The organism is Enterococcus sp. DIV2379 (assembly GCF_050542965.1).
GTDB classification, from domain to species: Bacteria; Bacillota; Bacilli; order Lactobacillales; family Enterococcaceae; genus Enterococcus_D; species Enterococcus_D entomosocium.
In genome coordinates, this window is sequence record NZ_CP172938.1 from 3,585,001 (window position 1) to 3,606,547 (window position 21,547).

Below are 21,547 nucleotides of genomic sequence, written 5' to 3' on the forward strand. Positions count from 1 at the left end.
CATAAGGGGCATGATGATTTGACGTCATCCCCACCTTCCTCCGGTTTGTCACCGGCAGTCTCGCTAGAGTGCCCAACTAAATGATGGCAACTAACAATAAGGGTTGCGCTCGTTGCGGGACTTAACCCAACATCTCACGACACGAGCTGACGACAACCATGCACCACCTGTCACTTTGCCCCCGAAGGGGAAGCTCTATCTCTAGAGTGGTCAAAGGATGTCAAGACCTGGTAAGGTTCTTCGCGTTGCTTCGAATTAAACCACATGCTCCACCGCTTGTGCGGGCCCCCGTCAATTCCTTTGAGTTTCAACCTTGCGGTCGTACTCCCCAGGCGGAGTGCTTAATGCGTTTGCTGCAGCACTGAAGGGCGGAAACCCTCCAACACTTAGCACTCATCGTTTACGGCGTGGACTACCAGGGTATCTAATCCTGTTCGCTCCCCACGCTTTCGAGCCTCAGCGTCAGTTACAGACCAGAGAGCCGCCTTCGCCACTGGTGTTCCTCCATATATCTACGCATTTCACCGCTACACATGGAATTCCACTCTCCTCTTCTGCACTCAAGTCTCCCAGTTTCCAATGACCCTCCCCGGTTGAGCCGGGGGCTTTCACATCAGACTTAAGAAACCGCCTGCGCTCGCTTTACGCCCAATAAATCCGGACAACGCTTGCCACCTACGTATTACCGCGGCTGCTGGCACGTAGTTAGCCGTGGCTTTCTGGTTAGATACCGTCAAGGGATGAACGTTCTACTCTCATCCTTGTTCTTCTCTAACAACAGAGTTTTACGATCCGAAAACCTTCTTCACTCACGCGGCGTTGCTCGGTCAGACTTTCGTCCATTGCCGAAGATTCCCTACTGCTGCCTCCCGTAGGAGTCTGGGCCGTGTCTCAGTCCCAGTGTGGCCGATCACCCTCTCAGGTCGGCTATGCATCGTTGCCTTGGTGAGCCGTTACCTCACCAACTAGCTAATGCACCGCGGGTCCATCCATCAGTGACGCAAAAGCGCCTTTCAACTTTCTTCCATGCGGAAAATAGTGTTATACGGTATTAGCACCTGTTTCCAAGTGTTATCCCCTTCTGATGGGCAGGTTACCCACGTGTTACTCACCCGTTCGCCACTCTTTTTCTTTCGGTGGAGCAAGCTCCGGTGAAAGAAAAAGCGTTCGACTTGCATGTATTAGGCACGCCGCCAGCGTTCGTCCTGAGCCAGGATCAAACTCTCATAATGATTTGTTTGAATGACCATACGGTCATTAAGCTCATAAAAATTAACTTTGCTAGCTATTGCTTGCATGTATTTGTTTCAATAAATTGAAACGTCCTACACATTGGTTCGTTTGCTTGCTTTGTTCAGTTTTCAAAGGTCTACAGTGCTGTGTTAGCAACTTTTATATCATATCAGAGCGACAATTGATTGTCAACTCTTTTTTAAAAGTTTTTTTCGCTCGTTGTTTTTCAACTTCGCAGCGGCTGTCTCAGCGACTTCATTAGAATAACAAATGATTTGTTATTTGTCAACAACTTTTTTTAATTAATTTTGTTGATGTATCAACATCGATTAACTATTTTAAAATTGCGACTTCGTTATAATATCATCTGTCGAGCTGTGCGTCAACCACTTTTTTAAATTCTTTTTACGAATTCGTTTAGTCATTTGGCACATGTAATAATATACCAAGACTTGCGCTATTCGTCAACCATAAAATGATTGATAGACCAACGTTTCTAGTTACTCCGTTTCCAAAGATGATTCGTGATTTTTAGTCCGTGATTTCCGCCTTTTTTAAGGACTTTTTCCGTTATTATTTGCCTATCGTTCGTCTTTTTCCTTTTTGTGTTTTCTTAATTCCTATCATTCTTATAAATTTAAGTATGATTTTATCTATTTTGTGGAATATTTGCTAAAATGGAGAAAAGAATATTGTTCCTAGGAGGACCCAGTATGAAAATACTTGTAGCAGATGATGACAAAGAGATCGTAGAACTATTAAGCATTTATTTACACAATGAAGGTTATGAATCGGTCAAAGCATATGATGGAAAAGAAGCACTGACCAAGATCCGCACCACTTCTGATATCGAACTATTGATCTTAGATATCATGATGCCAGAAATGGATGGCATGCAAGTCGTGAAAGAATTGAGAAAAGAATCCCAAATCCCTATTATTATGCTGACCGCTAAAACAACCGATATGGATAAGATTCGTGGATTGGTCGCCGGTGCGGATGATTATGTCACAAAACCTTTCAACCCATTAGAAGTTATGGCCCGGGTAAAATCGCTATTGAGAAGAACCAAGATGCAGGCTGCTTCAAATCAACCAGAGATTCTAGAAGTAAGCTCCCTTATTATCAATCGCGATTCCCATGAAGTAAAAACCGTCGATGGCAACGAAATTCAATTGACTGCATTAGAATTCGGTATCCTCTACTTGCTGGCATCGCATCCGAACCGTGTCTTTAGCGCCGATGAGATTTTTGAACGAGTTTGGAAACAAGAAAGTGTCGTTTCTGCCAAAACAGTTATGGTCCATGTCAGTCACTTACGAGATAAGATTGAAGAAGCCACGGATGGTGAAAAAGTCATCCAAACAGTATGGGGGGTCGGCTACAAAATAGATGCGAAGTAAACCAACTGAAAAAAAGCGCAACACACCAATCGAAAAAAAGAAACGGATCACGCTGACCTCAAAGGAAATCAGTGAGTTATTTGCCGAAGGAATTGTAACGATTGTTCTTTTACTTCTATTAAATATCGCTATTTTGGTCATCTTGACCTCAATCGTTGAAAATTCACCAGATTTAGTTGATGCCATCTACGCATCGAAGAATGCTTTCACATCTGCCTTTAATACAGATATCTTCCGCAGTGGGCGCAACTTCATTCTACCGATGTTCTTCCTATTAGATGTGATCGTCTTATATTGGCGTTTGATTCGTCGCTACCATCAAATGCAGCTACGTCACATTATCAGCGAGCTTCATTTTATTGCGGAAGGCAATTACGATCATCGCATCCCCTTCGAGTTACGGGGCGATTTAAGTCGGATCGTTTCTAATATCAATGGCTTAGTCGACAGTACGGTGGCGGCGATTGAAGATGAACGGCGGATCGAGCAATCCAAAGATGAGCTGATTACCAATGTCAGTCATGACATTCGAACACCGTTGACTTCGATCATCGGCTATTTAGGTCTAATTGAAGATCGACAATACCATTCAGAAGAAGAATTGCTGAAATATACCCATACGGCGTATGTCAAAGCCAAGCAAATGAAATCCCTTGTCGATGATTTGTTTGAATACACAAAAGTGCGCCAGCCTAGCGTCCCAATCAATGTGATGGAATTTGACATGGCCCAGCTAGTGGAACAATTGGCGGCGGACTTTGAATTAGAAGCTAGTCGGAAAGGCATCAAGATTGAAACATACACCCGTCCGGAACACATCGAGATGGATGGCGATACCGAAAAACTGGTACGGGTCTTCAATAACTTGCTTTCGAATGCCTTGAAATACGGCAAAGGCGCCGATAAGATCCGCATGGAAGTCGAGAAAGTCGGGACCGAAGCGATCTTAACAGTCAAAAACAATGGGCAAATGATCCCTAAGCAAGCCCTTGATTCTCTATTCGACCGTTTCTACCGAGTGGAAGAATCCCGCTCTCAAGAAACAGGAGGAACTGGCTTAGGTCTAGCGATCGCTCAAAGCATCGTCGCCTTACATGGCGGCTATATCTATGCCAAGTCAACGCCGGAATGGACGTCCTTTATTATCCATCTCCCGTTGAAACGCAACAACTTATCCAACACACAAACCTATGGTTGACGACCCAACATTTTTTGGGTATGCTAGAGAAAATAATCAAGGCACAGAACCTAGTATATTTTTTTCATCTGTATAGAGAGCTGATGGTTGGTGAAAATCAGTGTTGGAAAAAATAGAATCCAGTTCTTTAACGTGTATTTTTCGAAAGAAAAATCGTTGGCTCACGATACGAGCAGCAAGGGCAGCGCAAGCTGAACTTGGGTGGCACCGCGAATGGTCATTTCGTCCCAAGCAATACGGGATCGGAATGGCCTTTTTTCTATGGAAAAATCAAAGGAGGATGTATCACTATGTTAGATGTAAAAATGATTCGCCAAAATTTTGCTGAAGTACAAAGCAAACTCGCAACACGAGGTGTCCAAAAAGAAGTGTTGGACCGCTTTTTAACACTTGATGAGCGTCGCCGAGAACTCTTAGTCCAAACGGAAGAGCGCAAGAAATTGCGTAATGAGGTTTCTGGTGAGATCGCCGCCTTGAAACGGGCGAAAGAAGATGCGGCAGATAAAATTGCCCAAATGAAAGAAGTCGGCAGCCAAATTAAGCAATTGGATGAAGAGATCGCTCAAATTGATGAAGACATCAAAGAGATCGCCACGACGTTGCCGAACTTGCCGAATGATTCTGTTCCGGTGGGCAAAGATGAAGATGACAATGTAGAAGTCCGCCGTTGGGCAGACCCAAAAACCTTTGCCTTTGAACCAAAACCCCATTGGGAGATCGCAGAAGACTTGGGGATTCTCGACTTTGAGCGGGGTGCCAAAGTTTCTGGTAGCCGTTTTGTTTACTACAAAGGCTTAGGTGCTCGTTTGGAACGTGCCTTATACAACTTCATGTTGGATCAGCATGTTTATGAGCATGGGTATACGGAGATGATCACCCCGTATATCGTCAACAGCCAAGCAATGTTCGGTACTGGGCAATTTCCGAAGTTTAAAGAAGATGTTTTCCAATTGGCAGACACTGATTTGACTTTGATCCCGACTGCGGAAGTACCTTTGACCAACTACTATCAAGGGGAGATCTTAGAACAAGAACAGCTCCCTGCCTACTTCACTGCCTTGAGCCCATCATTTCGTTCAGAAGCCGGCAGCGCTGGCCGTGACACTCGCGGTTTGATTCGCTTGCACCAATTCAATAAAGTCGAAATGGTGAAATTCAGTGATGCAGAACATTCTTATGAAGAATTAGAGAAAATGACGGCTAATGCCGAAGATATTTTGCAAAAACTCAATTTACCTTACCGTGTGCTTAGCTTGTGTACAGGAGATATGGGCTTTTCTGCAGCGAAGACCTATGATTTAGAAGTATGGATCCCTGCCCAAGAGATGTATCGTGAGATCAGCTCTTGCTCAAACTGTGAAGACTTCCAAGCACGTCGTGCCATGATCCGTTACCGTGATCAAGAGGGCAAGATTCACTACATGCATACACTAAACGGCTCTGGTTTGGCTGTCGGTCGGACGGTAGCCGCAGTGCTTGAAAATTATCAAAACGAAGACGGCAGTGTAACGGTACCAGAAGTTCTGGTTCCTTATATGGGTGGACTGACAAAAATTGAAAAAGCCTAAGCCTTAGTAACCTCAGTAGCAACCCCTAGAGAACAGTCACACCGCGTGAGCTGTTGCCTAGGGGTTTTCTTGTTTACGTAGCCTAGAGTGGTTTCCATCCCCCTAACCACTTTGATCACTTCTTGCAAGAGAAACAACGCAACAAGGCTGTAATTTTTAAGCGAATAATTAGAAAAATCCCTTTGTCTTTTTAATCCTCTATCAGAAACCGGGCATGATCGTTGAAAGTGCCTGTGACTTATGGTAACGTGGGCATAATTTAGGATGGAATGAAGGGAGCTTCACCAATGCCCGAACGAAAGACCTATGCCCGTCGGAGTGACTTGCACAAGAAACCAAACAATAATCAAAAACGAACAGCATCAGCTGAAGAAAGACCGAAAGGACCACCCTCGAGAAAGAAGCCGTATCGGAAAGCAATTTTTTCCTTATTTGCCTTATTATTGATCGTTTTGATCGCAACGGCTGGCTCGGTTCTTTACACCTTGCACCAACAAGAAGTTGCGGCCAAAGCAAAATATGAGGCAGCTGCAGAGAAATTACTGGCATCAATCCAAGCAGAACAAAGCCAAAATGGGTTAAAAACAACGCCTGAAGTGCTCTCAGAAGGAGCAAACAAAGAACTGATCTACCGCCCGCAAGACCTCGATACGTTTCCCATCAAAGATATCAAAGACCGGTTGACAAAAGCCGCTGAGTCATTGCGCAAAAAACAAACGGAAAAAGAAGTCGTCACCGTTGCCCGTATCCAAGCACAAACGGTAGCTGCAAAAGTCTCTACCTATTCATTAAAAGCCGACAGCTATGTATGGAATCGAGAAACCGGTCGTTTTGAAGATGCTGATCGTTTAACAGATGCACCGATCTTCGTATCAGAGAAGACGCAAACCGAATTGTCTTTGAAAGAACTTGTTCCTGATGAGGGCAGCTTATTAGGTATTCAACAAGTCATTCAACAGAAACTGCTGGATCAAGCCAAGGAACCCGCAAAAATCATCGACGCCGTCTTGGCCATGGAGCGGATCACCTTCGATTCGAAATTTACTTATGATCCGGAAAAGCTGACCATCGAATTGCCAAAAAATCAGACGGAAGCGACAGAAATCACCCTGTCTTACAGCGAGATCGCCCCATTCATTGATCCTGATCTCGTGGCTGCTGACCAACTCAACAATGCCTTGCCAAGTCTTGACCCCAATAAAAAATACGTGGCATTGACCTTTGATGATGGACCCAACAGTACCTCCACTATGGATCTTTTGAACATCTTACAGGAAAATGACGTCAAAGCGACCTTCTTTATGCTGGGACAAATGGTTGAGCAATATCCACAAGCCGCCAAAAAAGTCCAAGAAGCCGGGCACGAGATCGCCAGTCATTCTTACTCTCATCCGCAGCTGAATACTCTTTCAGCGGAAGATTTGCAGGCAGAAGTTACGAAAACCAATAAAGCCATTTACAATGCGACGGGTTTACTACCTAGGAATTTACGGCCCCCTTATGGCGCTATCGACAAACAAAGCGCAGAAACCATCGGCATGCCGATCATTCAATGGGACATCGATTCTCAAGACTGGAAATTGAAGGATCCGAAGAAAATCAATGCCTTGGTTCAACAAAATGTCTTTAATGGTGCCATGATCTTGATCCATGATATTCACCCGAAATCTGTGAAAGCCGTACCGGGAGTCATTAAAACACTCAAAAACGAAGGCTACGAATTCGTGACCGTCGATCAATTATTAGAAGCACGGCAAAAACCGCTGCATCAATACTTTGGGATGAACGATGAACGCCTCGTTGATTAAGAGAAAAAGGAACGCAGCAAGAGACAATTTGCTGCGTTCCTTTTTGGTTATTGGATCATTCCCTCTTTTTTTTAGCCCTTCTTTTCTTCATACACATTAGTCACAAAAATTTGAATCAATAGATCAGCGACAGCTTTTGGCGGCATCGTTGAAAAATCTTTGAGCCAGCGTTCGATCAAACCGATAGACCCGCAGACAAAAAAGCTAAGGCACAGTTCCAATTCTTCCTCGGAAGCATCTTGAAAGTATTGGGCAAATCGTTTCAAGGTCTCCGGTTTGATTTCTGACAACAAAAGATTCAGCAAATGGCTGTTGTTCAACAGTATCAAATGGGTGGTACTAGGATTCTCATACAAAATCGTCAATAGCTTTTCCAGCCAAAGATCCAATGACAAATTTTCCTGCTGCAAGTTCGATGCGATCTGCTCAACGAGCTCCCCTTCGATCTCCTCCAACAAAGCGGCTGTGTCCTTATAATATTTATAAAATGTTCCCCGATTGATATCTGCTCGTTCCGCAATCTCTTTGATCGTGATTTTGCGATACTCTTTTTCCAACAATAACTCCTGAAAGGCGCGCCGGATCACTTTTTTCGAGTAGATCGTTCGACGGTTCCCGACAGTCCCTACCATATCGTTTCCCCTTTTCTCTGTACATTTAATCAATATTTGTCTATTTAATGACAAATAAGCAAGCATTGAGGATTGCTCTTACTTTTCTTTCTTAGTATACTAACACCATGTGATTAAATCAACACGTGTTTAAAAAATGGAGGCTTTATTAATGAGTTATGTTGAAGTAAAGAATGAATATAAACGCTATCAGATGGGCGAAACCACTATCACTGCCAACAATGATCTTTCCTTTGCCATTGAAGAAGGCGAATTAGTGGTGATTCTTGGACCTAGTGGTGCCGGAAAATCGACCGTTTTGAATATCTTAGGCGGGATGGACTCGCCAGATGAAGGAGAAATCATTATCGACAATGTTGATATCGCGAAGTTTAACGACAAACAATTAACAGAATACCGCCGCACAGACGTTGGGTTTGTCTTCCAGTTTTATAATTTGGTCCCAAATCTGACAGCAAAAGAAAACATTGAACTGGCTACTGAAGTCTCACCGAATGCACTCGATCCTGATGAAGTCTTGGCCCAAGTCGGGTTAGAAAACCGCAAAAACAACTTTCCTTCTCAGCTTTCTGGTGGGGAACAGCAGCGGGTATCGATCGCTCGGGCGTTAGCCAAAAACCCGAAACTGCTGCTATGCGATGAACCGACTGGTGCTTTGGACTTTGAAACAGGAAAACAAGTGTTGAAGCTTTTGCAAAACGCTAGCCGGAAAAATGGCAATACGGTGTTGATCATCACCCATAATAGCGCCATTGCCCCGATCGCCGATCGGGTGATCCATATCAACGATGCCACTGTCCGTTCCATTGAAGAGAATCCTCATCCCATCTCGATCGATGAAATCGTTTGGTAGGAGGATCTGATGAAAAATAAGACCTATCTTAAAGCAAGTTTGCGAGAGATTCGCCAATCAAAAGGCCGCTTTATCGCAATCACCTTGATCATTTTTTTAGGAACGTTTCTCTTTGTCGGTGTCAAATCGACCGGCCCGATCCTGAACCATTCCGCGAGTGAATATGTCAACGGCCAGCAATTAGCAGATCTGCAAGTCACTTCAACACTGGGATTGACAGAGGAAGACATTGATGCCGCGGAAAAAAGCGGTGCTCACACAGAAGCCGCCTATCAATTTTATTACGCTGCCAATTCAGATGAAGTCGTGCAAGTGACCTCCTATGACCCCTCACAGGAACTCAACCAGTTACTGGTGAAGGACGGCCGACTGCCAGAAAAAGCCGATGAAATCGTGCTGGACACCGAAGCAAAAAATTATGGCTGGCAAATAGGTGATACTTTTACGATCGATGATGCCGATAATCTGTCGGACAAAGAGTATACGATCGTTGGGTTTGCCACTTCTCCCATTTATATCAGTGCTGCCGAACGGGGCTATGCAAATGTCGGCAGCGGTGTCGTGACGTACTTTGCTTATGTACCGGAAGAACAGTTCATGATGGAGGTCAAATCGATCCTCTATCTCGCCTTTGATGATGTCGCCGGGCTTGAAACATACTCCGATACGTACACCGACAAGATGGCAGCCCATCAAGAAACGATTGAGGAACTGTTTGCGGACCGTCCTAAGGAACGCTTAGCAGAAATTCAACAAGACGCTTTTGATGAATTAGCCCCTGCAGAAAAAGAAGTCCGCGATGGACAAAAACAGTTAGCTGATGGACAAGCCCAACTGGATCAGGCCAAAGCGGAACTAGAACAACAGCAAGCCGCCTTGGCACAGCTGCCGCCCGTACAACAAGCAGCCCTCGAAGGCCAATTGGCGGCTGGGGAAGCAGAATTGACACAGCAGCAAAACCAATTAGATGAACAGCAACAAGAACTAACTGATGCCCAACAAACACTGGCAGAAAAACGGGCAGAGATCGAAGACTTGGCAGAGCCGACGTATCTTTACAACCAGCGCAAAGACAATCCCGGTTTCCAAGAATATGGTGGGCTGTCTGATCGTATCGCAGCGATCGCCAATGTGTTTCCTGTCTTCTTCTTCTTTATCGCTGCGTTGATCACCTTTACAACACTGACGCGGATGGTAGAAGAAAACCGCAAAGAGATCGGTACCTTAAAAGCGATGGGCTATGGCAAAGTCGAGATCTCCCTTAAATATTTGATTTATGCCCTCCTTTCTTCGGCCATTGGCATTATTAGTGGTGCCGTATTAGGAACCGAACTGTTGCCGCGTTTGATCTATTTCCTATCCAGCGAACGGTATCTTTTAGACGGGATTCGCGTCTATTATGTCTGGTCGCCAATTATTTTGGCCGCAATCGCCTTTTTACTGGCGACGCTTGGTGCCTGTCTGTTTGTTCTGATCAAAGAATTGCGGGAAAAACCTGCCCAGCTGCTGCAAGTTCGCGCACCAAAGCCCGGGAAACGGATTTTATTAGAAGCAATTACCCCCTTATGGTCCCGTTTAAGCTTCAATCAAAAAGTCAGCTTCCGTAACATCTTCCGCTACAAATCGCGAATGATCATGGCAATCATTGGCATCGCCGGTTGTACGGGACTGATGGTGGCAGGCGTTGGGTTGAAAGATTCTCTAAGTGCCGTGACTGCAAAACAATTTGGGCCCATTACGGATTATCAAGCCGTCGTGACCTTAAATGATGCGAAGGAAGAAACCGTTGCTGCCGCTGAAACGGTTTTAACAGACGAGCCTCTTTTGACCCATTCGATGCTAGTCTACAATGAAACGATCGAGATTCGACCGGCTAACCAAGGAAAACAAAGTCTGACCTTGATGGTTCCGGCAGATCAAGATGCTTTTGCAGACTATGTCCATTTGAAAACGACGGCAGGACAGAAGCTGTCATTAACAGAGGGTGCCGTGCTGACTATGAAGTACGCAGAATTATATGATTTGCACGTTGGCGATACATTGACCTTCTATACCAGCGATCAAGAAGCCTATGAAGTACCTATTAGTGGCATCGCAGAAAATTATTTAGGCAATTCTCTTTATCTGTCGCCGACCGTTTATGAAGAAATCACCAATAGTACCTTTGAACCAAATGCGTTCTTAGTCAAAAGCAAGACGATGACGAAAAAACAAGAGGAAGCTTTATCAACAGCCTTGTTAGATACCGACAAAGTCAAAAACACGACGTTCCTTTCCACTCAGATCAAAATGCAGGATGATTCGATGGGTAACTTGAACGCCATTGTCTTGATCTTAGTTGTATTATCAGGGGCATTAGCCTTTGTCGTCTTGTATAACTTGGCCAACATCAATGTTTCCGAGCGGATTCGCGAGCTTTCTACTATCAAAGTATTAGGGTTTTACAATAAGGAAGTGACTATGTACATCGTACGAGAAAATATCGTCTTTACGTTATTTGGGATTCTCGCCGGTTACGTGGTAGGTTACTTCTTGACTGACTTTATTTTGATCCAAGCTTCGATGGAGAACATGGTCTTTCCATTAGTGATCAATTGGCCGGCTTATGCTTTAGCCGGCGGCATGACGATTCTCTTTACGATCATCGTGATGTACGTCACCCATGTGAAACTGACTCATGTCAACATGATCGATGCATTGAAATCAAACGAATAAACTGCTGCTAAAGCGATTTGCTGATCATCCAGCAGCGATTTTAAAGAAAAGGACGCCACTCTTGCCTAGATAGCTGAGAGTGACGTCCTTTTTTGAACAAATAATCCCCTCTGTCCGCTTTTGAACAGAGGGGATCGTTTGTTTTCACGTGAAACATTTTATGATTTTACAGAGTAGTTCGGTGCTTCTTTCGTGATTTGAACATCGTGGGGATGTGATTCTTTTAGTCCGTTGCCGCTCATTTGGATGAATTGTGCTTCATCACGTAATTGCTGCAGATTGCCGGCACCGACATAACCCATCCCTGATTTCAACCCGCCGATCATTTGGAAGATGATATCAGAAACGCTGCCTTTATAAGCGACACGTCCTTCAATGCCTTCTGGAACCAATTTGTTGGCTTCGTTTACGCCCCCTTGGAAGTAACGGTCGCTGGAGCCTTTTTCCATTGCCCCCAATGAACCCATTCCGCGGTACGTTTTGAAGCGACGGCCTTGATAGATTTCAAATTCACCTGGTGATTCGTCAGTTCCTGCCAACATGCTACCGAGCATTACAGCGTGTCCGCCAGCTGCTAAAGCTTTAACGATATCGCCAGAGTACTTGATCCCACCATCGGCAATGATTGCTTTGCCATATTGACGTGCCACAGAGGCTGCATCATAGATCGCTGTCAATTGAGGAACTCCGACACCGGCTACCACCCGAGTAGTACAGATCGATCCTGGACCGATCCCGACTTTTACGACATCGACACCAGCATCATACAATGCTTTCGTGCCTTCTGCAGTGGCAACATTTCCAGCAATCAATGTCGCTTCTGGGAAATGCGCGCGAATTTCAGAGATTTTGCGTAAAACACCGGCACTGTGTCCATGGGCAGTATCAATGACGATCGCGTCCACGCCTGCATCCAATAATGCTTGTGCTCGTTCAAAGGTATCGCTAGTAACGCCGACTGCCGCTGCCACTAATAGTCGTCCATGCGTGTCTTTGGCTGCATTCGGGAATTCGATTACTTTTTCAATATCTTTGATAGTGATCAACCCGCTTAAGATCCCTGCTTCATCAACGATCGGTAATTTTTCGATCTTGTGTTGTTGTAAGATTTTTTCCGCATCTTTCAACGAAGTACCGACAGGTGCTGTGATCAATTGGTCTTTGGTCATCACATCATTGATCGGCATCGTATAATCCGTGACAAAACGCATGTCGCGGTTCGTGATGATACCGACTAATTTGCGGTTTTCCATCGTTTCTACGATCGGTACCCCGCTGATGCGGTACTTGCTCATCAAATGTTCTGCATCAGCAACTAAGTGACTTGGTGTTAAGAAAAACGGATCGATGATCACGCCGCTTTCAGAACGTTTTACTTTGCGCACTTCATCTGCTTGCGCGGCGATACTCATGTTTTTGTGAATCACGCCAAGTCCGCCTTGACGCGCCATTGAGATCGCCATTTTACTATCAGTTACGGTATCCATACTGGCACTTATGATTGGAATATTTAGTGTAATATTCGGGGCAAGCTGCACTTTCATATCCACGTCATTTGGCAAGACGTGACTTTCTGCCGGAATCAATAAGACATCATCAAACGTTAACCCTTTTTTTACAAATTTGGTTTCCCAGTTGGACATTTTTGTAACCACTCCTTAAAGTTTTTAGGTATTTTAAAAAAAATAGCAAAGATTTTTTCATAAGTCAACCATTCGGAAAGCTTTCTTAATAATCCTCTTCAAACCTTTGGTCAAATCTCATAATTCGCCATTTTTTCTAAAAAAACACGCTGATCGTGCGGTCTTTTTTAACAAAAGAAGGCGCACGATCAACGTGTAGCCATCAGCCTCTAGGAACAGACAGACTGCTGATGATATTGTATTTGCGTTTCAAGTAGTACTTCGCTGCTAATGCCACTGCCCCGATCAAGGCTTCGATCACAGGGTCCACTTGTGGATTCAATGGTGGTTGGATCATCGCAGAAAGCGAGATCACAACGATCCATAGCATGAAGGCTGCGACTAAAATCAAAATGATCTTCCACATCTTCGGCCGTTTGCTCTTATCAGCACCCGGGCGTTCATATTGATACATGTATTTGTACATCAAGTAGAAGACCCAACCAGCAAGCATCGCCATCAAGAAGAGGGTCAATAAGCCATAAGGTTGTGCTTGTCCTCTAGTAAAGATTCCCATAACCCCTAGCATCAACCCAAAAATCCCTAAAATCAGCAAGGTGTTATCCAACCACATCAAGAAGGGGCCGGATTCTTTTTGCTCAACGGGTTTGTTGATGATGGCTTCGGTACGTTCAGACACTGTACCAAATAATTGGCGGGCCGTTTTGCCGCCTTTTTGTTCTTTGACTAAGACCGGCAGCATCTCATGCAAGGCAATCGTTTTTTCTTCTTCAGAAAGGTTGGCTGCCTCTAGCGATTTTTTTAAATCAAATATATATTGTTGGTTTCGTTTTGTTAATTGTTGTTCTAATTCACGATTTTCGGAAACATAATTTCGCAGAGTTTCTGGTTCCATGAATTGATTCTCCCTTCTGCGTTTTCTTCACAATGGACATTTTACCACAAATTCACTGGGAAGAAAGCCCTTTATACGTTAAAACGGAACAACATCACGTCGCCATCTTGCACGACATAATCTTTTCCTTCCAAACGTACCCGACCGGCTTCTTTGGCCGCTTGCATCGTGCCGTATTGGTTCAGATCTTCAAAGGAAACAGTTTCCGCACGAATAAAGCCGCGCTCAAAGTCCGTATGGATGATCCCCGCTGCTTGCGGTGCTTTGATGCCTTTACGGAACGTCCACGCACGCACTTCTTGTTCACCAGCGGTAAAGTACGTTGCTAGACCCAGCAAATCATAGGCGGCACGAATCAATTGATCCAACCCTGATTCTTCAATTCCTAATGCTTCTAAAAACTCTGCTTTGTCTTCTTCTTCCAGCTCAGCGATCTCTTCTTCAGCACGAGCACTGATGACGATCACTTCCGCATTTTCGCTTGCTGCAAACTCTTTCACTTTGTTGACATAGTCATTGGTTTCATAGTCTGCCACGTCTTCTTCTGCTACGTTGGCAACGTATAAGACTGGTTTGGTCGTTAGTAAAAACAAACTTTTGACGATGCGCTGTTCTTCATCTGTAAATTCGATCGAACGAGCAGAGATCCCTTCTTCTAGGACCGGTTTGATCTTATCAAGAACGGCCAGTTCCGCAACTGCATCTTTGTCTTTGGTTTTGGCAATTTTTGCGACCCGAGTATAGCGCTTGTTGACGGATTCTAAATCCGCTAAAACCAACTCCAAATTGATGGTGTCGATATCAGCTAATGGGTCCACGCGGCCTTCCACGTGGGTGATGTTGTCATCGTCGAAACAACGAACGACATGACAGATCGCATCCACTTGGCGGATATGGCTCAAAAATTGGTTCCCTAATCCTTCCCCTTTGCTGGCACCGCGGACGATTCCGGCAATATCCGTAAATTCAAAGGTGGTTGGGACCGTCTTTTTCGGACGGACTAATTCTGTTAAACGCTGTAAGCGCCAATCTGGCACTTCCACCATTCCTACATTCGGATCGATCGTCGCAAACGGGTAGTTTGCGGCTTCTGCTCCTGCTTTGGTTATTGCATTAAATAAAGTAGATTTGCCCACATTTGGCAATCCAACGATTCCGGCAGTTAACGCCATGCTTCACTTCACTCTTTCTCTTTTTTTTCTAGGATTTTCTTCATCTTTTTATCAAATTCTCGGCGCGTCATCATGACGATGTGGCCGCAATTCGTACACTTTATTTTGATGTCTGCCCCCATGCGGATGATTTCCCAACGATTGGCTTTGCAGGCATGCGGTTTTTTCATTTCGACAATATCCCCAAGATCATACATCTTTATCACCTCAAGCTTCATCAAATTGAATGTTCAATAAATCTAAAATACGGGTTAAATCTTTTTGTGACAGGTATTCGATCTCGATTTTTCCTTTGCCTTCTTTTTCGCGGATCTCGACATTCGTGCCGAATTTATCCATCAACCGTTCTTCGCTTTCTCGTAAATAGTACGGTTTTTCCCGAATCAGACGCGGCACTTTTTTCTTTTCGTTTTTCGTGTCGTTCATCTCAGCGACCATTTGTTCTAATTGGCGGACTGTCAGATTTTCTTTGACACAACGATTGGCTAATTTTAAGATCTGTTCTTTGTTTTTCAAGCCTAATAATGTCCGGGCTTGCCCCATAGACAAACGGTCATCTTGAACCATTTCTTTGACGAGTTTCGGCAAGGACAGTAACCGCAAATAATTGGCGATATACGGGCGGCTTTTCCCTAACCGTTCAGCGACTTGTGCTTGGGTCAATTTCAAGTTCTTCATCAGCATGTCATAGGCTTCTGCTTCTTCTAAAGGATTTAAATCTTCCCGCTGCAAGTTTTCTAAAACGGCGACTTGCATCATCGCTTCTTCATCAAAATTGCGGATGATGGCTGGGATCGTTTCCTTGCCAGCTAATTTGGACGCTCGAAACCGGCGTTCACCAGCAATGATCTCATAGCCTTTGACGGATGATTGCCGCACGATGATCGGTTGAAAGACCCCCGAATGCTGGATCGAATTGGCCAGTTCTTGTAATGAAAGCTCATCAAAGGTTTTTCGCGGTTGATAAGGGTTGGGTCTTAATTCGTTTAAAGGCAGTTCAACGACTTTTTCTGTCTTGATATCGACTTCTTCTAACCCTTGCAGGTCTTGAAACAACGCATCGATCCCACGCCCTAATCCTTTCCCTTTATTCTTCACGGGCTAACACTTCCTTTGCTAACGTCTGATAGACTTCGGCTCCTTTTGAGCGTGGATCATAATCAATGATCGACAATCCATGACTAGGTGCTTCAGACAACCGGATATTCCGCGGAATAATGGTTTCGTATACTTTTTCTTGGAAATAGCGGCGGACTTCTTCCACGACTTCCGCGCCTAAGTTCGTGCGGGCATCATACATCGTCAGTAAGACCCCTTCGATCTCTAACTCAGGGTTAAAATGTTTTTGTACCAAACGCACGGTATTCAATAGTTGGCTCAGCCCTTCCAATGCATAGTACTCACATTGGACTGGGATCAAAATCGAATCACTGGCGGTAAAGGCATTGATCGTCAAATGACCTAAAGATGGCGGGCAATCGATAAAGATATAATCGTATTGTTCTTTGATTTCATTCAAAGCCGATTTCAATCGAGATTCCCGTGCCATCATGGAGGTCAATTCAATTTCCGCACCAGCTAATTGGATCGTCGCTGGAACGATATCCAAGTTTTCTCGGCTACTAGGTAAAATCGCTTCAACGATCGGTGTTTCATTGACTAATACATCATAGATGTCTTGTTCCACATCTGGTTTGCGAATGCCGACACCGCTTGTGGCGTTGCCTTGGGCATCAATATCTACGAGTAACACTTTTTTGCCGACAAATGCTAAGGACGCACCTAGGTTCACCGTTGTGGTGGTTTTGCCTACGCCGCCTTTTTGGTTTGCAACAGAAATAATACGGGCCATTGATTTTCCTCCTATTTAATTGGTTGTTTCGCTGGCATTCCCGGTTTGCGGGGGTATTTCTTTGGCGTTTCTTTTTTCTTTTGAATGATCAAAAGATGGCGTTCATCGCCGCTGACCGGTAAGGTAAAGCTTTTTTCTTCAATAAATTTGCCGCCTAAGAGTGAGATCGCTGGTTTGGCTTCAACCAGTTCTTCCTCGCTTTTGGCAGCTTTGAGCGCATAAAAATAGCCTGCTTTTTTCACCAATGGCACACAGAGTTCCGTTAACACATTCAAACGGGCAACCGCTCGAGCGGTCACATAATCGAATTGCCCACGAAATTGCGGGTTTTGACCAAATGTTTCTGCACGGTCATGGTACAAGTGGACATTTTCCAATTGTAGATCCGTCACAAGAGTTTGTAAAAAGGTGATGCGCTTATTTAAAGAGTCGACGATCGTCACTTCTAGTTCAGGAAACACGATTTTTAGTGGAATACTTGGAAAGCCAGCACCTGAACCGACATCGCACAAATGACTTTGCGGGTCAAAGGCGGTTTCAAAAGCTAAGGAAACAGAATCGTAGAAATGCTTTAAATACACTTCTGATTTTTCCGTGATTGCGGTTAGATTCATCTTCTGATTCCATTCGACTAAACGCTCGAAATAGACAGCGAATTTTTCCATTTGTTCTTCGGTTAAAACGATCCCGTTTTTGCGTAATTCTTCATGAAATTCTTCAGGTAGCATAACGAATCCTTTCTATTTTGTGAAACAGAAAAATGTTTCACAGACTAGTTCCTACTTTAACGCAAAAAGCAGTGTGATGCAATAGCCAGAGATTGCTTTCTAGGAGAATTTACCATTTTTTAACTGGGGCTTTAAGGTTGGTTTAAGGCATAGAAATTATACTCATTTCAATCCAAAAAACTTTTTTCATTTTTCCTTGACCAGCAAGGCTGCCAACCCTCCTGGTCAGCTTTTTTCTCAAAGAAACAAGCATTGATCACAGGATCAATGCTTGTTTTTGTTTCATATGAAACTTTTTTATTTCACGCGAGGTTCGTTGTATTCTTCGATACGATCAGACGCGCGGGAAGCCGCATGTTTGGCTTTGTTGGTTTGACGTGAAGCAAAGTCGCCGGTTTTAGAAGCCGCTGACGTTACTTTGTCTTGAACCGTTTCTTGTTCCTCTTCGTATTCAGCGATCGTTTTTACATCTACAACGTTGATGTTGACTTCGATCACTTCTAATTGGGTCATTGTCGTTACTTCTTTTTGAATGACTTCTTTGACTTGTTCAGCGATTTCTGGGATGTTGCGGTCGTATTCAACCACGATATCTAAATCAACGGCTACTTGTTTTTTCCCAACTTCAGTATTGATACCGGCAGTCACATTATCTGTATTAACTAATTTTTCAGCAATATTAGAGAAGAAACCACCATCGACCGTCAACAGGCCATCTACATTTTCTAATGCAATTCCGATAATTTTTTGGATCACTTTGTCATCATAGGTCAATGAACCATGAACGGGTGCTTCCCCGGTTGGTCCTTCAAAATCGTTGTGGCCAGGTTTTGGCGGTGCTGGATGATGTCCGGCTGGATCTGGATTTCCTGGTGCTGGATGATCCCCTGGTTTTGGTCCATTTTGTTGTCCTGCTACTGCTTTTTCAGCATTTGGTACCACTGGATCAGGTGATTCAGTCATTGGAATCGCATTTTCATTGGCTTGATGATTGGTGTTGGGAACCACTGGATCTGGATGTGCACTGACATTTTTTTCATTGTTTAATTCGTTTTTATCGTTATTCATTAAAAATTCCTCCTATAAAATACGTTATTGTTGGTTAAAAAATTCGTCGATGATACCGGTACGTTGGAGATACAATCCTAGCGCAAAACCCAAACCTGTTAGGAGTAGAATCAGCAATGTTTTGAAAAAACCGATCGTTACAAACAACACAGCCAGAACAAGGCCGATTGCTCCAAAAATCAATGGGATTTTGTATTGTTGTAGTTCGTTCATCATAGCCCTCCTATTCTACTCGCGGGTTTTCCGGAGTCTCATTTTGTTCAAAATTCGCGTAATTGACTTCGACTTTGACTTTTTCACTTGAGCCAAGCACTCGTTGGACATCTTGTTGGATTTCCGCCATTAAGTTTTCGGTTTTGCCAACTAAGGCAGACGTCCGTTTCAAGCGGCCTTTGATTTTGATTAAAATTCGATTTTTGGTCGCCTTGACATGAACTTTTGGTCCTTCAACAAATTCTTTTTCATTTACTTTCGTACGTACAAGTCCTTCGATCGCTTTCTTATCGATCGTCAATGCGCCCTTATCCTCTTTCAAAACAAAGGTTGTTTTGGTTTTTGGATAAAACAGCACGACTAAGATCACGATCAAGAATACGGCGATCAAAACAACGGCTACCCAAAACATATATTGACGCATAAACAAGTTGTCAAAGAAATACGTGACGACATTGCCTCTGCTGTCCAAACCAAATGGCAGCTGCATGTAAGGATTACTCATTAAAACGATTGGTAATAAGACAGTGATAAAGATCAACGAAACGATGATTGATACGATTTTCCACCCTTTACTCATAGGACACCTCCTCCTTTTTCTCCGATTTTTTGATAAGCTTACAAGTTGATGGCTTCTCCGCCGGTAACACCATAAATCTGTGCTGTCACATAGCTAGCTTTATTGGAAGCTAAAAAGACATAGACGGGTGCCAGCTCAGCTGGTTGTCCTGCCCGCTCCAGTAATGCTTGCTGACCAAATTCAGGCAGCTTGTCTTGCGGTTGGCCATGATCTAACTGTAATGGTGTCCAGATTGGTCCTGGGGCTACCCCATTGACCCGAATCCCTTTTTCAGCAAATTGTTTCGCCAAGCTGACTGTAAAACTGGCGATCGCCGATTTGGTTGCCGCATAATCCATTAAATGGGCACTTGGACTAAAGGCTTGGACAGAAGTCGTTGTCACGATCGCTCCTCCAGCCGGTAAGTGTGGCTCAGCTGCTTTCACTAATGCAAACATTGAGATAATGTTTACCATAAAGGTGTCTTTCACTTGTTCAATCGGTAATTCTGCAATCGATGGCCGCGTGATTTGCTGTGCTGCGTTCAATACTAATGTATCTAACCCACCTAATGCTGCTACCGCTTTGTCAACGATCTCTTGTGGTGCCGCTTCGTCTCGCAGGTCATAGGGTAGCAAAATCACTTTGCGTCCGGCTTCTTTGATGTACCCTGCAACTTCTTCGGCATCTTCTTCTTCTCCTGGGAAAAAGTGCAGGGCAATGTCTGCTCCTTCACGAGCGAAGGCAATCGCTGCTGCTCGTCCGATCCCAGAATCCCCACCGGTAATCAGTACCCGCCGGTTTTCTAACTGCTGACTTCCCTCATAAGAGTCTTCACCACAATCAGGTTTTGGTCGCATTTCTTCTTGTAAAGCAGGCGTATCTTGTTCCTGTTTGCTGTATTTACCCGTGTGATAAAGTTCCCGTGGATCAGTCAAAATAGGTTCACTCATTCTTACGTCCTCCTTTTCTCTATAATAAAATTCTAAACCATTCATTTTTTTTTGGGAAATATAACGCTTTGTTAACAAAAATAAATCCTCGTTTATTAGAAAATGAAAAAAGAAAGTGCCCTCATTTTTGACCAGAAAGCAAATGATTTCACTTTTTTATAGAAGGGGGTAAACTAATAAGTAATATCTGGTGGTGCCTGTAAAAAGGAACCCCTAGGAAAATGACTTTGGATCAAGAAAAAGGAGGAACCAAACAATGCCTTGGAATGTCCGTGATTATCCTGCGTCAATGAAGAATCTAGACCCCTTAGTTCGTAAAAAAGCGATCGATATCGCCAATGCCCTGCTAGCCGATGGCTATTCTGACGATCGGGCGATCCCGATCGCCACGAGTCAAGCAGAAAAATGGTATGACAATGCAGATGAAGAGGAGAAGAAAGCTTTTCAGAAAGAGAGAAATCCGCAAAAAGATGATGCCCATCAAACCAATAAAAATGCGAAAAAATTAATGGATGCGGATGTTGAAGTTGTGTATGAAGAGGACCAATGGCAAGTCCGTTCCAAAGGAGCAAAACGTGCCAGTGATCATTTCGACAAGAAAGCAGAGGCCATCGCCCGTGCCAAAGAAATTGCCGAAAACAAAGAATCCGTGGTGAACGTTTATAAAAAAGATGGCGACCATCAAAAGGATATTGATTTAGGAGAATAAAAATGGCCGCAAAAAAGCGGAAGGAGGTCTTACGTTTGTCGTTTTAACGGCGCGAAACGTTACCTTCTCTTTCGCTTTTTTGTTTCCTTTTACAGCTAGGTTTGGTTAAAACTAAAGCAACCGCTTCTTTAACGTTTCTTTTAAAAAACAACGTTTCATTGTCAGAAACCTAAAAAACGAAGACCTTTTGAATGAACCATTACTTTTAAAATTTCTCGACATCCTAAAAAATAAGCCTATGAAATGCTGCTCTAGCAACAACTGTAAACCATCCGTTGCCGTTGCAAATTAGCTTGTGCTTTCTTTAACTAGCCAAACCTTGTATACTTAAACTATCAAAAGTAC

Annotated in this window: 19 protein-coding genes, 1 rRNA gene and 1 other annotated feature (1 of these 21 cut by a window edge); of the genes, 7 read left to right on the forward strand and 13 right to left on the reverse strand. The window is 43.9% G+C overall.

The genetic code is table 11. The annotated features are described in order from the left end of the window. Positions 1-1,232 (reverse strand): 16S ribosomal RNA (locus IGI92_RS16490) (it extends 328 nt beyond the left edge of the window). 714 nt (positions 1,233-1,946) lie between these two features. Here IGI92_RS16490 and IGI92_RS16495 point away from each other — a divergent pair. The 4 genes from IGI92_RS16495 to IGI92_RS16510 all read left to right on the forward strand — a co-directional run bounded on the left by IGI92_RS16495 (position 1,947) and on the right by IGI92_RS16510 (position 7,210). Continuing rightward, positions 1,947-2,636, forward strand: coding sequence for a response regulator transcription factor (locus tag IGI92_RS16495; protein WP_008376963.1), 690 nt, complete (start codon positions 1,947-1,949; stop codon positions 2,634-2,636). Next, complete coding sequence (locus IGI92_RS16500; protein WP_005232945.1) at positions 2,626-3,834, forward strand: sensor histidine kinase; 1,209 nt, start codon at positions 2,626-2,628, stop codon at positions 3,832-3,834. Before IGI92_RS16495 ends, IGI92_RS16500 begins: the two co-directional genes overlap by 11 nt. Before the next feature lie 35 nt (positions 3,835-3,869). Beyond that, positions 3,870-4,067 (forward strand) — a binding site (T-box leader). 57 nt (positions 4,068-4,124) lie between these two features. Then, the gene (gene serS, locus IGI92_RS16505) at positions 4,125-5,402 is read left to right on the forward strand and encodes a serine--tRNA ligase (RefSeq protein WP_005232944.1); all 1,278 of its coding nucleotides are present in this window, start codon (positions 4,125-4,127) and stop codon (positions 5,400-5,402) included. A gap of 287 nt (positions 5,403-5,689) precedes the next feature. Then, complete coding sequence (locus IGI92_RS16510; RefSeq protein WP_086316713.1) at positions 5,690-7,210, forward strand: polysaccharide deacetylase family protein; 1,521 nt, start codon at positions 5,690-5,692, stop codon at positions 7,208-7,210. Between the two features lie 71 nt (positions 7,211-7,281). Here the strand turns inward: IGI92_RS16510 and IGI92_RS16515 are convergent, their stop codons facing one another. Then, positions 7,282-7,908 (reverse strand): TetR/AcrR family transcriptional regulator, encoded by a 627-nt coding sequence (locus IGI92_RS16515; protein WP_005232942.1) that lies wholly within the window; start codon positions 7,906-7,908, stop codon positions 7,282-7,284. 85 nt (positions 7,909-7,993) lie between these two features. On the opposite strand from IGI92_RS16515, the gene IGI92_RS16520 reads away from it, so the two are divergent. Both IGI92_RS16520 and IGI92_RS16525 read left to right on the forward strand, forming a co-directional pair. Continuing rightward, the gene (locus IGI92_RS16520; RefSeq protein WP_008376960.1) at positions 7,994-8,695 is read left to right on the forward strand and encodes an ABC transporter ATP-binding protein; all 702 of its coding nucleotides are present in this window, start codon (positions 7,994-7,996) and stop codon (positions 8,693-8,695) included. A 9-nt stretch (positions 8,696-8,704) separates the two neighbouring features. Beyond that, positions 8,705-11,410, forward strand: coding sequence for an FtsX-like permease family protein (locus IGI92_RS16525; protein WP_430607531.1), 2,706 nt, complete (start codon positions 8,705-8,707; stop codon positions 11,408-11,410). A 158-nt stretch (positions 11,411-11,568) separates the two neighbouring features. Here IGI92_RS16525 and guaB read toward each other — a convergent pair whose 3' ends face one another. The 11 genes from guaB to IGI92_RS16580 all read right to left on the reverse strand — a co-directional run bounded on the left by guaB (position 11,569) and on the right by IGI92_RS16580 (position 20,493). After that, on the reverse strand, positions 11,569-13,053 hold the full coding sequence (gene guaB / locus IGI92_RS16530; RefSeq protein ID WP_005226250.1) for an IMP dehydrogenase: 1,485 nt from the start codon (positions 13,051-13,053) through the stop codon (positions 11,569-11,571). A gap of 202 nt (positions 13,054-13,255) precedes the next feature. Then, positions 13,256-13,948, reverse strand: coding sequence for a DUF1129 domain-containing protein (locus IGI92_RS16535; RefSeq protein WP_005226251.1), 693 nt, complete (start codon positions 13,946-13,948; stop codon positions 13,256-13,258). Positions 13,949-14,019: 71 nt separating this feature from the next. Beyond that, positions 14,020-15,120, reverse strand: coding sequence for a redox-regulated ATPase YchF (ychF, locus tag IGI92_RS16540; protein WP_005226252.1), 1,101 nt, complete (start codon positions 15,118-15,120; stop codon positions 14,020-14,022). Between the two features lie 8 nt (positions 15,121-15,128). Beyond that, positions 15,129-15,317 (reverse strand): DUF951 domain-containing protein, encoded by a 189-nt coding sequence (locus tag IGI92_RS16545; RefSeq protein WP_005226253.1) that lies wholly within the window; start codon positions 15,315-15,317, stop codon positions 15,129-15,131. A 10-nt stretch (positions 15,318-15,327) separates the two neighbouring features. Next, positions 15,328-16,218, reverse strand: a complete 891-nt coding sequence (locus IGI92_RS16550) for a ParB/RepB/Spo0J family partition protein (protein WP_005226254.1) — start codon at positions 16,216-16,218, stop codon at positions 15,328-15,330. Continuing rightward, positions 16,208-16,972, reverse strand: a complete 765-nt coding sequence (locus IGI92_RS16555) for a ParA family protein (protein WP_005226255.1) — start codon at positions 16,970-16,972, stop codon at positions 16,208-16,210. Before IGI92_RS16555 ends, IGI92_RS16550 begins: the two co-directional genes overlap by 11 nt. An 11-nt stretch (positions 16,973-16,983) precedes the next feature. Next, entirely contained in the window at positions 16,984-17,700 is a 717-nt protein-coding gene (gene rsmG, locus IGI92_RS16560; RefSeq protein WP_005226256.1) for a 16S rRNA (guanine(527)-N(7))-methyltransferase RsmG, read from the reverse strand. Positions 17,701-17,997: 297 nt separating this feature from the next. Continuing rightward, entirely contained in the window at positions 17,998-18,768 is a 771-nt protein-coding gene (locus tag IGI92_RS16565; RefSeq protein ID WP_061053516.1) for an Asp23/Gls24 family envelope stress response protein, read from the reverse strand. Positions 18,769-18,792: 24 nt separating this feature from the next. Then, positions 18,793-18,984, reverse strand: a complete 192-nt coding sequence (locus IGI92_RS16570) for a DUF2273 domain-containing protein (protein WP_005226258.1) — start codon at positions 18,982-18,984, stop codon at positions 18,793-18,795. Between the two features lie 7 nt (positions 18,985-18,991). Beyond that, entirely contained in the window at positions 18,992-19,561 is a 570-nt protein-coding gene (gene amaP, locus IGI92_RS16575; protein WP_005232936.1) for an alkaline shock response membrane anchor protein AmaP, read from the reverse strand. Positions 19,562-19,599: 38 nt separating this feature from the next. Continuing rightward, positions 19,600-20,493 carry an SDR family oxidoreductase gene (locus IGI92_RS16580; protein ID WP_008376956.1) on the reverse strand — a complete coding sequence of 298 codons (894 nt, stop codon included), beginning with the start codon at positions 20,491-20,493 and terminating at the stop codon, positions 19,600-19,602. 256 nt (positions 20,494-20,749) lie between these two features. Here IGI92_RS16580 and IGI92_RS16585 point away from each other — a divergent pair, with 256 nt between their 5' ends. Beyond that, the gene (locus IGI92_RS16585; RefSeq protein WP_413127497.1) at positions 20,750-21,202 is read left to right on the forward strand and encodes a DUF2188 domain-containing protein; all 453 of its coding nucleotides are present in this window, start codon (positions 20,750-20,752) and stop codon (positions 21,200-21,202) included. Positions 21,203-21,547: the final 345 nt, after the last annotated feature.

Excerpts from the sequence above, each read along its gene's own strand:
- IGI92_RS16495 (WP_008376963.1), top strand. The coding sequence starts at position 1,947 with ATGAAAATACTTGTAGCAGATGATGACAAAGAGATCGTAGAACTATTA.
- IGI92_RS16500 (WP_005232945.1), top strand. The coding sequence starts at position 2,626 with ATGCGAAGTAAACCAACTGAAAAAAAGCGCAACACACCAATCGAAAAA.
- serS (WP_005232944.1), top strand. The coding sequence starts at position 4,125 with ATGTTAGATGTAAAAATGATTCGCCAAAATTTTGCTGAAGTACAAAGC.
- IGI92_RS16510 (WP_086316713.1), top strand. The coding sequence starts at position 5,690 with ATGCCCGAACGAAAGACCTATGCCCGTCGGAGTGACTTGCACAAGAAA.
- IGI92_RS16515 (WP_005232942.1), bottom strand. The coding sequence starts at position 7,908 with ATGCTTGCTTATTTGTCATTAAATAGACAAATATTGATTAAATGTACA.
- IGI92_RS16520 (WP_008376960.1), top strand. The coding sequence starts at position 7,994 with ATGAGTTATGTTGAAGTAAAGAATGAATATAAACGCTATCAGATGGGC.
- IGI92_RS16525 (WP_430607531.1), top strand. The coding sequence starts at position 8,705 with ATGAAAAATAAGACCTATCTTAAAGCAAGTTTGCGAGAGATTCGCCAA.
- guaB (WP_005226250.1), bottom strand. The coding sequence starts at position 13,053 with ATGTCCAACTGGGAAACCAAATTTGTAAAAAAAGGGTTAACGTTTGAT.
- IGI92_RS16535 (WP_005226251.1), bottom strand. The coding sequence starts at position 13,948 with ATGGAACCAGAAACTCTGCGAAATTATGTTTCCGAAAATCGTGAATTA.
- ychF (WP_005226252.1), bottom strand. The coding sequence starts at position 15,120 with ATGGCGTTAACTGCCGGAATCGTTGGATTGCCAAATGTGGGCAAATCT.
- IGI92_RS16545 (WP_005226253.1), bottom strand. The coding sequence starts at position 15,317 with ATGTATGATCTTGGGGATATTGTCGAAATGAAAAAACCGCATGCCTGC.
- IGI92_RS16555 (WP_005226255.1), bottom strand. The coding sequence starts at position 16,972 with ATGGCCCGTATTATTTCTGTTGCAAACCAAAAAGGCGGCGTAGGCAAA.
- rsmG (WP_005226256.1), bottom strand. The coding sequence starts at position 17,700 with ATGCTACCTGAAGAATTTCATGAAGAATTACGCAAAAACGGGATCGTT.
- IGI92_RS16565 (WP_061053516.1), bottom strand. The coding sequence starts at position 18,768 with ATGAATAACGATAAAAACGAATTAAACAATGAAAAAAATGTCAGTGCA.
- IGI92_RS16570 (WP_005226258.1), bottom strand. The coding sequence starts at position 18,984 with ATGATGAACGAACTACAACAATACAAAATCCCATTGATTTTTGGAGCA.
- amaP (WP_005232936.1), bottom strand. The coding sequence starts at position 19,561 with ATGAGTAAAGGGTGGAAAATCGTATCAATCATCGTTTCGTTGATCTTT.
- IGI92_RS16580 (WP_008376956.1), bottom strand. The coding sequence starts at position 20,493 with ATGAGTGAACCTATTTTGACTGATCCACGGGAACTTTATCACACGGGT.
- IGI92_RS16585 (WP_413127497.1), top strand. The coding sequence starts at position 20,750 with ATGCCTTGGAATGTCCGTGATTATCCTGCGTCAATGAAGAATCTAGAC.